Genomic DNA, 13,454 nt, shown 5'->3' on the forward strand with positions numbered 1-13,454 from the left:
CCGCCCGTAAGCGCTGACGAGCCCCGTCCATATCCGGACGGGGCTCGTTCGCGTGCGGTCCCGGCGAGGCCTAGCCCTACAGCCCGCCCTCGGACATCCCGTGCACCGCGGGGATCGTGCCGAGCCGGCCCTTCTGGAAGTCCTCGAACGCCTGCTGGAGCTCCGCTCGGGTGTTCATCACAAAGGGGCCGTAGTGCGCCATCGGCTCACGGATCGGCCGCCCGCCGAGCAGCACGACCTCCAGGTCCGGCGTGTTCGCGTCCTGCTTCTCGTCCGCGCGCACGGTCAGCGCGGAACCGGCTCCGAAGACGGCGGTCTGGCCCAGGTGGACCGGACGCCGCTCGGCGCCGACCGCACCGCGGCCCGCGAGCACATACGCGAGGCCGTTGAAGTCCTCGCGCCACGGCAGGGTGATCTCCGCACCCGGCGCCAGCGTCGCGTGGATCATCGTGATCGGCGTATGCGTGACGCCGGGACCCTCGTGACCGTCCAGCTCACCGGCGATGACCCGCAGCAGCGCGCCGCCGTCCGGGGAGGTGAGCAGCTGGACCTGGCCACCGCGGATGTCCTGGTAGCGCGGCGGCATCATCTTGTCCTGCTTCGGCAGGTTCACCCACAGCTGGAGGCCGTGGAAGAGACCGCCGGACACGACCAGGTGCTCCGGCGGCGCCTCGATGTGGAGCAGACCGGACCCGGCCGTCATCCACTGGGTGTCACCGTTGGTGATGGTGCCGCCACCGCCGTTGGAGTCCTGGTGGTCGAAGATCCCGTCGATGATGTACGTGACGGTCTCGAAGCCGCGGTGCGGGTGCCAGGGGGTCCCCTTCGGCTCCCCGGGCTGATAGTCCACCTCGCCCATCTGGTCCATCATGATGAACGGGTCCAGGTGCTTGTAGTCGATGCCCGCGAAGGCGCGCCGCACCGGGAAGCCCTCACCCTCGAAACCGCTGGGAGCGGTCGTGACGGCGAGCACGGGGCGCTGTCGTGCCTCGGCGGGTGCCGCGACGCGCGGCAGGGTCAGCGGGTTCTCTACGGTCACTGCGGGCATGACGGCCTCCTCGGTCGTTCACCATTCAACTTAATTGAACGCTGAACAACCCGCAAGAGGGTCTTTATTTCCACCCGGGCACCCCATTGGGACAACCCGGTGATATCCGGACGTATGCGGATCTAGCCGTACATGCGGCGCATGGCGAAGTCCACCATCTGCTCCACCGCCTTCGCGTCGAAGACGATCCGGTGCTCGCCCTCCATGTCGAGGACGAAGCCGTAGCCGGTGGGCAGCAGGTCGATCACCTCGGCGCCGGTGATCACGAAGTACTTGGACTCCTTGCCCGCGTACCTCCGCAGCTCCTTGAGCGAGGTGAACATGGGGATCACCGGCTGCTGGGTGTTGTGCAGCGCCAGGAAGCCGGGGTTGTCACCGCGCGGGCAGTAGACCTTCGACCCGGCGAAGATCTGCTGGAAGTCCTCGGCCGACATCGATCCGGTGGTGAAGGCCCGCACCGCGTCGGCGAGCGACGGCGGGGAGGGCTCCGGGTAGAGCGGCTGCTGGCCGTACCCCGCACCCGCCGCGTGATGTGACGCATGCGGCTGCTGTTGCGGCGGAGGTGGCGGGGCGGCGTAGCCCTGCCCTGCGCTCGCGTTCTGGTCGTAGCCGTACATGCGCAGAAGCGTACTGAGTCACAGTTACCCGGTTGAGGGTTGCCCTTTATTACCCACGGGTAGCATCATGGCATCAGCTGATCTGATACGCGTCAACGCAGAGGTCCTGGCCTCCCGATCCCTACGGAGCCGTCGCCATGGGGCACTACAAGTCGAATCTCCGCGACATCGAGTTCAACCTCTTCGAGGTGCTCGGGCGCGACACGGTGTACGGCACCGGCCCGTTCGCGGAGATGGACGTCGACACCGCCAAGAGCGTGCTCGCCGAGATATCCCGGCTCTCCGAGCACGAGCTGGCCGAAAGCTACGCCGACTCCGACCGGAACCCGCCCGTCTACGACCCCAAGACCCACACGGCGCCGCTCCCCGAGTCGTTCAAGAAGAGCTACCGGGCCTACATGGAGGCCGAGTGGTGGCGGCTGGGCGTCCCGGAGTCGCTCGGCGGCACCGCCTGCCCCCGTTCGCTGCTGTGGGGCTCGGCCGAGACCATCCTCGGCTCGAACGCCCCGATCTGGATGTACGCCTCCGGCCCGGCCTTCGCGGGGGTGCTCCACGACGAGGGCACCGAGGAGCAGCTGAAGATCGCCCAACTGATGGTGGACAAGCAGTGGGGCTCCACCATGGTGCTGACCGAGCCGGACGCCGGCTCCGACGTCGGCGCGGGCCGCACCAAGGCGACCCAGCAGGAGGACGGCAGCTGGCACATCGAGGGTGTGAAGCGGTTCATCACCTCCGGTGAGCACGACCTCTCGGACAACATCATCCACTTCGTGCTGGCCCGCCGCGAGGGCGCGGGGCCCGGCACCAAGGGGCTGTCGCTGTTCGTCGTCCCCAAGTACGACTTCGACTGGGAGACCGGTGAACTCGGCGAGCACAACGGCGTGTACGCCACCAACGTCGAGCACAAGATGGGTCTGCGGGTCTCCAACACCTGCGAGCTGACCTTCGGCGCCGACCACCCGGCCAAGGGCTGGCTGCTGGGCGAGAAGCACGACGGCATCCGCCAGATGTTCAAGATCATCGAGTTCGCCCGGATGATGGTCGGCACCAAGGCCATGGCCACCCTGTCGACCGGCTACCTCAACGCGCTGGAGTACGCCAAGGAGCGGGTGCAGGGTCCGGACCTGGCGGCCTTCACCGACAAGACCGCGCCGCGGGTGAGCATCACCCACCACCCGGATGTGCGCCGCTCGCTGATGACGCAGAAGGCGTACGCGGAGGGCCTGCGCGCGCTGGTGCTCTACACCGCCTCGGTCCAGGACGAGGTCCTGATCAAGGAGGCCGCGGGCGAGGACACCTCCGCCGTGAACCGCCTCAACGACCTGCTGCTGCCCATCGTCAAGGGCTACGGCTCGGAGAAGGCGTACGAGCAGCTGGCGCAGTCCCTGCAGACCATCGGCGGCTCCGGCTACCTCCAGGAGTACCCGCTGGAGCAGTACATCCGGGACGCCAAGATCGACACCCTGTACGAGGGCACCACCGCCATCCAGGGCCAGGACTACTTCTTCCGCAAGATCGTCCGGGACCAGGGCCAGGCGCTGACCGTCGTCTCGGAGGAGATCAAGAAGTTCCTGGCCGAGGCCGCCGGGGGCGAGGACCTGGAGGTCGCCCGCGACCAGCTCGCCCAGGCCGCGGTGGACCTGGAGGCGATCGTCGGCGCGATGCTCACCGACCTGGCCGCCACCGAGCAGGACGTCAGCTCGATCTACAAGGTCGGGCTCAACTCGACCCGGCTGCTGCTGGCCTCCGGTGACGTGATCATCGGCTATCTGCTGCTCAAGGGCGCGGCCGTGGCCGCCGAGAAGCTGGGCACGGCTTCCACCAAGGACCGGTCCTTCTACGAGGGCAAGATCGCGGTCGCGAAGTTCTTCGCCCACGAGATGCTGCCGGGCGTCTCGGTGCAGCGCTCGCTGGCCGAGTCGGTCGACAAGGGTCTGATGGACCTGGACGAGGCCGCGTTCTAAGGGCTTCCCTCACAGCGACCAGGGGGTCGGCCGTCCCATCCTCCAGCGGGGCGGCCGGCCCTCTGGGCTGTGCGCGCTCACGTCGTCATCGTCACCGCTCGTCGTCATCGGACCGCCGTTCCCGCAGCGCCCGTTCGACCTCCTCGCGGGCCCACCGCCTGAGCTCCTCGCCCTGTGCGAGGAGCTCGTCGATCGACTCGCCACCGCCCTCCGGCGGGCGCGGGCGGGCCCTCAGCTTCTCCAGCAGATCCCGGCACGCCTCGTCCTCGGTGGCGAACCGGCTGGTGTCCCGGTCCAGGGACCGCTCGCGCAGGCCGGTCTCCCAGCCGCCGTCCGGAGCGGGCCGCAGGTAGTAGTACGCGTCCGGCTGCACCGGGATGTCCCGCACGCCCGGGATGTCGTACAGCGCCTCCGGCACCTGCTCGTCGCGGAGGGTCCGGACGAGTTCCGTTCTGTCCACCGGTCCAGGATCCGCCCTCAGTTGAGCGGGCGGAGATTACCGGCCGCGACGAGTTGGGGGATCGAAGGCCCGGTCAGATACTGGAGTCCGAAACCGGGTTGGCCGAACCAGGGCCGGATGGGGCCGCCCTCGACCAGGAAGGGTTCGGTGACCTCGTAGAGGTGATAGCCGTACGGATAGGCCGGGTCGAGGGTGTTGAGGTTGCTGGGCGGCAGCGCGCGATCCGCGTAGGGCGTGCCCGCCGGGGCGAGGAAGTGGCCGAAACCGCTCCCGAACAGGTCGACCTTCTGACCGACCTTCAGCCGGACCGTGGTGTGCAGGGGCGAACCGTTGAGCAGGACCCAGCCGTCGGGGTAGGGGAACCACCAGCCGTTCGTCTGCTCATTCCAATAACAGTTGAGGAACGAGTAGGCGGTGGGGAAGTCGTCGAGTCGTTCATAGCCTTCGAGCATGCGCCCGATCGCGCCGTAGCGGGGGAGCTGAGCGGGTCCGAGCCGCCAGTCGCCCTGGTAGTAGCGGTCGAGCGGAGGATTCGGTGCGGTGTTGGTCCCCCCGATGCGGTTCGTGCTGGGACAGGGAGGGTGACCCTTGCCTTCGCCGTCCCCGCCGCCTCCCGGCCGCGGGCCGGGTGCGGGCGCCGCCGGCTCCGGAGACGCCACGGGGGCCAGCCCCGCGGTGAAGTCCGTGACGGGCTTCGCCATGGCCGGTCCGCCGGCACACAGCAGCAGCAGCGACCCCAGGACGACAAGCAGGTGTCGAAGAACGCGCATCCGGTATCCCCTCGAGTAACGACTCAGTGCGACGTTGCTTGATCACGGGGAATATCGACCGATTCGCCGGACTTCTCGCCTTAGCTGACGTGCTTTCATCAGATTGGATCAATGTGACCCCACGGATGGCCGCCGCTCCCGTACCAGGGCGAGCCGGCCCCCGGCGAATCTATGCTGAGCACATGAGCGCACAACCCGGCATCGACCGCGGCCACACCGATGACCTGATGTCCTTCCTTCGCGCCAGCCCCTCGCCGTACCACGCCGTGGCGAGCGCCGCGGAGCGGCTGGAGAAGGCCGGGTTCCGCCGGATCGAGGAGACCGCACCCTGGGACGGGACGGCCGGCGGGCGGTTCGTGCTGCGCGGTGGCGCGATCATCGCCTGGTACGTCCCGGAGGGGGCGGAGGCCGCTACTCCGTACCGGATTGTGGGCGCTCACACCGACTCTCCCAATTTGCGCGTGAAGCCCATTCCCGACACCGGTGCGCACGGCTGGCGGCAGATCGCCGTCGAGATCTACGGCGGGGCGCTGCTCAACACCTGGCTCGACCGCGACCTCGGGCTCTCCGGCCGGATCACCCTCAGGGACGGCTCCCACCATCTCGTCACCGTCGACCGGCCGTTGATGCGCGTCCCTCAGCTCGCCGTGCACCTCGACAGATCGGTCAACGCCGAGGGCCTCAAGCTCGACAAGCAGCGCCATATGACGCCCATCTGGGGGCTCGGCGGCGTCGAGGAGGGCGACCTGATCCGCTTCGTCGCCGAGGAGACCGGGGTCGCGGCCGAGGAGATCGCCGGCTGGGACCTGATGACCCACAGCGTCGAGCCGCCCGCCTACCTCGGCCGGGACCGCGAGCTGGTCGCCGGGCCCCGGATGGACAACCTTGTCTCCGTGCACGCCGGTACGGCCGCGCTCATCGCCGCCGCCCAGCAGGAGCCGCCGTACATCCCCGTGCTGGCCGCCTTCGACCACGAGGAGAACGGCAGCCAGTCCGACACCGGCGCCGACGGCCCGCTGCTCGGCACGGTGCTGGAGCGCTCGGTCTTCGCCCGCGGCGGGGGGTACGAGGAGCGGGCGCGGGCCTTCGCGGGCACCATCTGCCTGTCCTCCGACACCGGCCACGCCGTCCACCCCAACTACGCGGAGCGCCATGAGCCGGGCCACCACCCGCGGCCCAACGGCGGCCCGATCCTGAAGGTGAACGTCAATCAGAGATATGCCACCGACGGCGCCGGGAGAGCCGTCTTCGCCGCCGCCTGCGAGCGCGCCGGCGTCCCCTGGCAGAGCTTCGTCTCCCACAACTCGATGCCGTGCGGCACCACGATCGGACCGATCACCGCCGCCCGGCACGGTATCGCCACCGTCGACATCGGCATCGCGATCCTTTCCATGCACTCGGCCCGGGAGCTGTGCGGAGCACAGGACCCGCGGCTGCTGGCCAAGGCACTGAACGCCTTTCTGGGGGCTTGAGTTGGACTTCTCCCTGCTGGGTCCGGTAACTGTCACCGCCGGCCCGCGAGCAGCACCCGTCGAGCTTCCGCTGGGGCCCGCCAAACGGCGCAGCGTGCTGGCGATGCTGCTGCTGCGGCCCAACGCGACGGTGTCCGTGGAGCAGTTGATATCCAGCCTGTGGGAGGACGAGCCGCCCGCCCACGCCCGGACCGTCATCCAGGGCCATGTCTCCCGGCTCCGCGCGGCCCTGGCCGAGGGCGGCGCCGAGGACCACGGCGTCGAGCTGGCCACCCACAGCTCCGCCTATCTGCTGCGCATCCCCGATTCCCTGATCGACACCCAGCGCTTCGACCAGCTGACCGCCCAGGCCAGCCCGGAGTCCGCCCCCGGCGAGGCCGTCCAGCTGCTCCGGCAGGCGCTCGGTCTGTGGCGCGGCCCGGCGCTCACCGGGACCGTGGCCAGCCCGCCGTTCGCGGCGGCCGCGCACGCCCTGGAGGAGCGGCGGCTGAGCGCCGTGGAGGCCCTGGCGCGGGCCCACGAGGGCCTGGGCGAGTATGAGCAGGCGGTGCGCGCCCTGCACCCCGCCGCCGTCGCCAACCCGCTGCGCGAGGGGCTGATCGCCGCCCTGATGCTGGCGCTGTACCGCTCCGGACGGCAGTCCGACGCGATCGCCTGGTTCCACCGCACCCGGCAGCTGCTCGACGACGACCTGGGGGTCGACCCGGGCCAGCGGCTGAGCGCCGCGTACCAGGAGATCCTGACGGCGGCCCCCACGGCGGACGGACCGCGGGGCGGCGCCGAGGCCGCCGGACAGCAGCCGGGCGCACAGCCGTCGGCGGCCACCCCGCAGCATCCGCTGTCCGCGGCCGCCCCGGCCCCCGCGCCCGAGCTGCTCCCCCGGCCCCCGGCGGGCTTCCACGGCCGGGGCGCGGAGCTGGCCGAGCTGACCCGGCTGACCCTGGGCACCGCCGAACCGGCCCAGGGCGGCGCCTCGGGCGAGTCCGGCGGCTACCCCCAGGCGGGCGGTATCGCGCTGCTCACCGGGCCCGCCGGGGTCGGCAAGACCGGTCTGGCGGTCCACTGGGGCCATGCCCGCGCCGCCGCCTTCCCCGACGGACGGCTCTTCGCGGATCTGCGCGGCTTCAGCGGCGGCGAGGCGGTGGTGCCCGCCGAGGTGCTGCGCGAGTTCCTGCTGGCCCTCGGCACCCCGGCCGAGCAGATCCCCACCTCGACCGAGGCCGCGTCCGCGCTGTACCGCTCGCTGGCCGCCCGCCGCAGGCTGCTGGTGGTGCTGGACAACGCGGGCAGCTCCGCCCAGGTGCGCCCGCTGCTGCCCGGCGGACCCCACTGCGCCACGCTGGTCACCAGCCGCAGCAGGCTGGACGGGCTGATCGCCACCGACGCCGCCCGCCCGGTACGGCTGCACGCCCTCGGCCCCGAGGACGGAGTGGGCCTGCTGGGCACGCTGCTGGGGCCCGCCCGGGTCGCCGAGGACCCGGAGGCCGCGCGGGAGCTGGTGGCCCTGTGCGACGGGCTGCCGCTGGCGCTGCGCGCCGCCTCCGCCCAGCTGATGGCCCGGCCCCGCTGGCGGCTGGCCCGGCTGGCCACCGCGCTGCGCGACGAGCGCCGCCGGCTCGCGCTGCTGTCGGCGGAGGACACCGGAGTGGCCGCCGCGCTGCGCAATTCGGTGGCCCGGCTCTCGGCGGACGACGCACAGCTGCTGCGGGCCCTGGGCGCCGGTTTCGCGCGGGAGGTCAACACCGCCGAGGCGGCCGCGCTGTCGGGCGCGGACCCCGAGCTGATCCAGGACTCCCTGGAGCGGCTGGCGGAGATGCACCTGCTGGACGAGGAGGCCACCAACCGCTACGTGATGAGCGACCTGGTGAAGCTCTTCGCCCAGGGCGACGGCAGCGACCGCGAGTCCCCGGGCGAGGCATCCGGCGGAGCGGCCGGCGGAGCCCCTGGCGGATCCCCTGGCGGGCCGTCACAAGGGCCGTCACAAGGGCCGTCACAAGGGGGCTGAGCAGTGGCGAACAGCGGGGCGTTAGCGAGGCGTTAGCGGGCGGCAGCCGTTCACCAGCCGAACGGCAGCGGGTCCGGACAGGCTTGAGCCGTACCGGAAAACGCCCGAACGCCCGCTGAGGGGAGACCCCGCCATGCCGCTCACCACCGCCCGCCTCGCCCACCGCGCCGGCACCCTGCGCTCGGTCGCTGCCGGACTGACGGTCGTCGCCGCGGGCATCACCCTCGCGGCGTGCGGCACCGCCGACGCGTCGGGCGTACGGACGGCCGGCGCGGCGGAGAGCATCGCCCCGGCCGTCCCCGCCGTCCCCGCCGCCCATGAGGATGGCCTCCAGGACGGCGCCCAGCGGGCCGCGGGGGACACGGCGGCGGGCGGGGCCGACGCCGGGGCCCAGGGCGGTCTGCGGGCCGACAGCGGCGCCGAGAGGGAGGCCGGGGTCTGCCGCCTCGACACGATGTCGGTGGGCGTCACCTCCGTCCCCCGCCCGGTCAACCACCTCCTGCTGGAGGTCACCAACCAGTCCGGCACGACCTGCCGTCTCACCGGCTTCCCCTCGGTGCGGTTCGGCGCCGCGAGCCCGGCCGTGCCGGAGGCCGCGGACACCCGGCCCCAGACGGTCGTCACGCTGGCCCCCGGCGAGAGCGGCTACGCGGGCCTCACGACCTCCGCGGCGGACGACCCGGCCGACAGCCGTAAGGCCACCGGGCTGACCGTCTCCCTCCCCGGCGAGGACGGCCGCCGCTCCGTCGACCTCCCCGGCGACTCGGTGGAGGTCGGCCGCGGGGCGGAGGTCGGCTACTGGCAGAGCGACGCGTCCGACGCCCTGCTCTGGTGACCGCCCGTCCGGTGACGGCCCCCCGTCCGGTGACGGCCCCCCGTCCGGTGACGGCCCCCCGTCCGGTGACCGCCCCCGTCCGGTGACCGCCCCCGCCCTTCCGCTCCGGTGACCGCTCGACTCCGAGCCCCCCAGCCGGACAGGTAGCCGCCTCCCCCCGGCTACCTGCCCCGGACGGCCCCCGCTCCGGCGGGGGCCGTCTCGTCATGTCCCACGGCATGGCCTCCCCCGTCCCGCACCTGGCCGTCTCCGTGGGCGTTTTGGCAGGTCGTCAGGGGTGGGTCCGGATGGGACGTCCCAAAGGACGGCTCGGCCCCCGGAATACGCCGCCGCGCGGCCCAGAGTGGTTCCCGTCGCCGCGGCGGACGGCCGCCGCGGCCTCGACCGAGCGGTGCCGACACCCGGTCGGCACGCTCACCTAGGGGGAATCCAGACATGACACACTCCATCAGCCGCAACCGCCGGACCCTGCTGCGCAAGGTGCTCCCCGCGATCGCCGCGGCGGGCATCGGCGCCACCGGGCTCGTCGGCTGCTCGGGCGGGGACGGCACCGCGGGCCATGACACCGACAAGGCGGCGAAGGCCGGGAAGGTCGCCGAGAAGGGCGCGACGAGCCGCGACACCTCGGCCAAGAGCTCGGACAGGGGCGGGGGCGCCGCGCTCAAGCTGAAGACGACCACGGGCGAGTTCGGCACCAAGGCCGCGGCCACCGCCGACTTCCCCACCTGGGGCACCCGCTGGGTGGTCCACCAGACCGCCGACACCAGTTCCCCGTCCGTGGGCATGCTCAACAAGACCGCCCCGGGCCAGGACCGCATCACCGCCGACTTCCAGGTCGACACGGGGAAGAAGGTCTGCGAGGACGGGGCCTGCTCGACCTACATGGCCCATATCACCGGGCCGGTCAACGGCTTCGTGAGCGTCGTCGCGGTGGACATCCCGCAGGACTCCCTCCCCGGCGTCCCGGTGCAGAACGGGGGCGGTGAGCCGCCGCGGCCGCCGCAGCCCGGCGGCAGCCGCGCCGAGGCGCTCCAGCGGGCCGCCACCTGGCTGACCGCCGACAACGGCGGCCGGGTGCCCTACAGCCAGGCCAAGGTCTGGAAGGACGGCTACCGCCAGGACTGCTCGGGCTATGTCTCCATGGCGCTGGGCCTCCAGGCGCCCGGCACCAACACCGTGGGCCTCACCGGCTCCAGCATCACCAAGCCGATCGCCGTCAACGACCTCCGGCCGGGCGACCTGCTGATCGACGCCTCGGGGAACAACAACACCCGGCACGTCGTGATGTTCGAGAAGTGGAACGACGCCGCCCACACCTCGTACACCTCCTACGAGCAGCGCGGCGACTTCGGGACGGATCACGCGACCCGTCGCTATGGACTGGAGCCGGGCAGCGAGTACAAGCCCTACCGGCCGCTGAAGTTCACGGACTGACGCGTTCCTGATCCGGTTCCGGTAACGAGCGGCACGTCCACCTCGGGGGTGTGGACGTGTCGCTCGGCATGTTCATGATCCACGTGCTGCAATGGTGTACGTGCCAGCGCATCCGAATCGCCCAGAGAACCCACGACGAAAGCCACTCGCCCCGCTGCCCGAGGAACTCTCCGGCCCGGTACGGGAATTCGTGACCGCACTGCGCCGGATGCACGGCGAACTGGGACTCAGCCTCAAGGAACTGGAGGGGCGGCTGCCCGCGAGCCGGTCCTCCCTCTCCCGCTATCTGCGCGGCCAGAGCCTCCCCGACGAGCGGCTCCTGATCCAGTGGGGCAAGCTCTCCTTCACCGCCGAGGACCGGCTGCCCGAGCTGGTGACCCTGCTGCACCGGGCCACCGAGGCCGAGGCCGCCGTTGAGGCCGCCGACGGGCCGATGGCGTCCGGCGCCGCCCCGCCGGCTCGGGAGGAGACCCGGGAGGGATCCCCGGGGGGCCGGCCGTCCCGGCGCCGGCTGCGGCTCACGCTCGCGGCGGTGGGCACCGTCGTCGTCATCGGCGGGGCCACGGCCGGCGTGATCGCCTTACGGTCGTCCGGCGACGACTCGTCCCCGGGCGGCGCGGCGGGCTCCTCGCACCTGGGCAACGCCAAGATCACCGTCTACAACGCCGAGAAGACCTGCCGGCACAAGCGCGTCCGCGAGTGCTCCCTGGGCCTGGCCGGGGATCCGTACCAGGCCTACCGCCCGTCGAACATCGTGGGCCGGGCCTGGCACGGCGATGCGCTGCGCGCCGACTGCCGCATCGCCAACGGCGTCACGGTGACCGACGAGGCGGGCGGGCACAGCAGCATGTGGTTCCGCGTCGCCAAGGACGGCAAGCGGATGTGGGTGCCGGGCATCCGGATCCGCCAGGACCAGGTGCAGTACTCCACGCTGCCCAACTGCCCGGACTGACCACGGGTCAGGTCTCAGTCGTCCATTCCGGCGAGCACCAGCGGCAGCCGGTTCGCGCCGCCCTCGGTGATCCGCACCGGGACGCCCCAGTCCTGCTGGTGCACATGGCACGCCGGGTACTCGTTCGCACCCGCGGCGGAGCCGCCATGGGAATCAGTGTCGTCACAGGAGGCGGCCATCGCCGAGACGTGCAGCACGCCCTCGGTCACGCCCTCCGTAAGGACGAGCTCACGGTTCAGATCCGTTCCCGCGCCGTCGCCCCCGGCCAGCAGCTCCGGCGGGGTGGAGCTGACCAGCAGCCGGGTGGAGGGGCCGTAGCGGGTGTCCAGCTTCTGCCCCTCGGGCGCCTGGAAGACCACGTCAAGACGGAGCGTCCCCGGGGCGATGTCGGTCGCGGCGCGCCGGGTGCGGTGGGCCACCGCCTCGACCCTTACGGCCTCCTCCGGCAGCCGCAGCCGGGTCAGCCGGTGCCGGGCGGACTCCACCACGACGATGTCCCCGTCGGCCAGGACCGCGCCGGAGGGCTCGCGCAGATCCGTGGCGAGCGTGGAGACCTCGCCACTGGCCGGGTCGTAGCGGCGCAGCGCGTGGTTGTAGGTGTCCGAGATCGCCACCGAGCCGTCGGGCAGCGCGGTGACGCCCAGCGGATGCTGGAGCAGCGCCTGATCGGCGGCGCCGTCCCGGTGGCCGAAGTCGAAGAGCCCGGTGCCGACGGCCGTACGGACCGTGAAGCCCTTACCGTCGCGCTCGACGTAGCGCACCGCGGAGGTCTCGGAGTCCGCGATCCACAGCCGGTCCTCGGTCGCGGCGAGCCCGGAGGGCTGGGCGAACCACGCCTCCTCGGCCGGGCCGTCGACCAGGCCCTCGTTGGTGGTCCCGGCGGCGGCCCGTACGGTCCCGGTCTCCGGGTCGTAGGTCCACAGCTGGTGGACGCCCGCCATGGCGATCCACAGCCGGCCGGCGAACCAGGCCACGTCCCAGGGGGAGGACAGGTCGACCTCGCGGGCGGGCCCCTCGGTGGGCGACCCCTGCCACCACTGGCGGCCGGTCCCGGCGAGCGTGGTGACCTCGCCGGTGGCCGGGTCGTAGCGGCGCAGCGCGTGGTTCACGGTGTCGGCGACGGCCACGGTGCCGTCGGGGAGCAGGGCGAGCCCCTGGGGCTCGCTGAACCGGGCCCGCTCGCCCGTGCCATCGGTAAGGCCGCGCTCGCCCGCGCCGATCCGCCGCACCACGCTCTCGCCGTCCGCCGCGAGCTCCACCAGCTGATGGCGGGTGGTGTCCGAGACGAGGAAGGTGCCGCCGGGCAGCGGCAGCGCCTTACCGGGGAAGCGGAGCTCGGTGGGGACCGGCTCCGGGGGCACATAGGGGCCGTCGCCGCGCCGCAGGGTGCCCTTGGCGGCGTGCTCGGTCTCCAGCTGCCCCACGAGGGTCTCCAGGGCGTGGGCATGGCCCTCGCCCGCGTGCTGGGCGACCACATAGCCCTCGGGGTCGATGACGACGAGGGTGGGCCAGGCCCGTACCGCGTACTGCTTCCAGGTGGCCAGCTCGGGGTCGTCGAGGACCGGGTGGTGCACCTCGTAGCGCTCGACCGCGTCCACGACCGCCTGGTGCTCGGCCTCGTGGACGAACTTCGGCGAGTGCACCCCGACGATCACCACGGTGTCGCGGTGCTTCTCCTCCAGCTCGCGAAGTTCGTCCAGGACATGCAGGCAGTTCACACAGCAGAACGTCCAGAAGTCGAGGATGACGATGCGTCCTCGCAGGTCGGTGAGGGCGAGGTCGGTACCGCCGGTGTTGAGCCAGCCGCCCCGGCCGATCAGCTCGGGGGCGCGGACGCGTGCACGTGAAGCCATATCCGTATGAAACAGCAGTCCCGGTCGTGCCATTCCCCCGCCCC

Annotated in this window: 11 protein-coding genes; 6 read left to right on the top strand and 5 right to left on the bottom strand. The window is 71.9% G+C overall.

Features of this window, described 5'->3' with window-relative positions; translation table 11 throughout:
• Window positions 1-76 precede the first annotated feature (76 nt).
• Window positions 77-1,048 (bottom strand): pirin family protein, encoded by a 972-nt coding sequence (locus JK364_RS28465; protein WP_201854169.1) that lies wholly within the window; start codon window positions 1,046-1,048, stop codon window positions 77-79.
• Window positions 1,049-1,170: 122 nt separating this feature from the next.
• Complete coding sequence (locus JK364_RS28470; protein ID WP_020869891.1) at window positions 1,171-1,665, bottom strand: SseB family protein; 495 nt, start codon at window positions 1,663-1,665, stop codon at window positions 1,171-1,173.
• A gap of 137 nt (window positions 1,666-1,802) precedes the next feature.
• On the opposite strand from JK364_RS28470, the gene JK364_RS28475 reads away from it, so the two are divergent.
• Window positions 1,803-3,629: an acyl-CoA dehydrogenase gene (locus JK364_RS28475; protein ID WP_201854170.1), complete on the top strand. Its 1,827-nt coding sequence runs from the start codon at window positions 1,803-1,805 to the stop codon at window positions 3,627-3,629.
• Window positions 3,630-3,720: 91 nt separating this feature from the next.
• On the opposite strand, the gene JK364_RS28480 is transcribed toward JK364_RS28475, so the two are convergent.
• Both JK364_RS28480 and JK364_RS28485 read right to left on the bottom strand, forming a co-directional pair.
• Window positions 3,721-4,089 carry a hypothetical protein gene (locus tag JK364_RS28480; RefSeq protein ID WP_201854171.1) on the bottom strand — a complete coding sequence of 123 codons (369 nt, stop codon included), beginning with the start codon at window positions 4,087-4,089 and terminating at the stop codon, window positions 3,721-3,723.
• A 17-nt stretch (window positions 4,090-4,106) separates the two neighbouring features.
• Window positions 4,107-4,859 carry a TNT domain-containing protein gene (locus tag JK364_RS28485; protein WP_230992606.1) on the bottom strand — a complete coding sequence of 251 codons (753 nt, stop codon included), beginning with the start codon at window positions 4,857-4,859 and terminating at the stop codon, window positions 4,107-4,109.
• Between the two features lie 182 nt (window positions 4,860-5,041).
• Here JK364_RS28485 and JK364_RS28490 point away from each other — a divergent pair, with 182 nt between their 5' ends.
• From JK364_RS28490 to JK364_RS28510, 5 genes are all read left to right on the top strand, one after another.
• On the top strand, window positions 5,042-6,331 hold the full coding sequence (locus tag JK364_RS28490; protein ID WP_201854172.1) for a M18 family aminopeptidase: 1,290 nt from the start codon (window positions 5,042-5,044) through the stop codon (window positions 6,329-6,331).
• Between the two features lies 1 nt (window position 6,332).
• Window positions 6,333-8,336: an AfsR/SARP family transcriptional regulator gene (locus JK364_RS28495; RefSeq protein WP_201854173.1), complete on the top strand. Its 2,004-nt coding sequence runs from the start codon at window positions 6,333-6,335 to the stop codon at window positions 8,334-8,336.
• A 133-nt stretch (window positions 8,337-8,469) separates the two neighbouring features.
• Entirely contained in the window at window positions 8,470-9,171 is a 702-nt protein-coding gene (locus JK364_RS28500) for a DUF4232 domain-containing protein (RefSeq protein WP_201854174.1), read from the top strand.
• Between the two features lie 435 nt (window positions 9,172-9,606).
• Window positions 9,607-10,605, top strand: coding sequence for an NlpC/P60 family protein (locus JK364_RS28505; protein WP_201854175.1), 999 nt, complete (start codon window positions 9,607-9,609; stop codon window positions 10,603-10,605).
• 91 nt (window positions 10,606-10,696) lie between these two features.
• Complete coding sequence (locus JK364_RS28510; RefSeq protein WP_201854176.1) at window positions 10,697-11,557, top strand: helix-turn-helix domain-containing protein; 861 nt, start codon at window positions 10,697-10,699, stop codon at window positions 11,555-11,557.
• Window positions 11,558-11,571: 14 nt separating this feature from the next.
• On the opposite strand, the gene JK364_RS28515 is transcribed toward JK364_RS28510, so the two are convergent.
• Window positions 11,572-13,410, bottom strand: a complete 1,839-nt coding sequence (locus JK364_RS28515) for an NHL domain-containing thioredoxin family protein (protein ID WP_201854177.1) — start codon at window positions 13,408-13,410, stop codon at window positions 11,572-11,574.
• Window positions 13,411-13,454: the final 44 nt, after the last annotated feature.

Source organism: Streptomyces endocoffeicus (genome assembly GCF_016741935.1).
In the GTDB taxonomy this organism is placed as follows: Bacteria; Actinomycetota; Actinomycetes; order Streptomycetales; family Streptomycetaceae; genus Streptomyces; species Streptomyces endocoffeicus.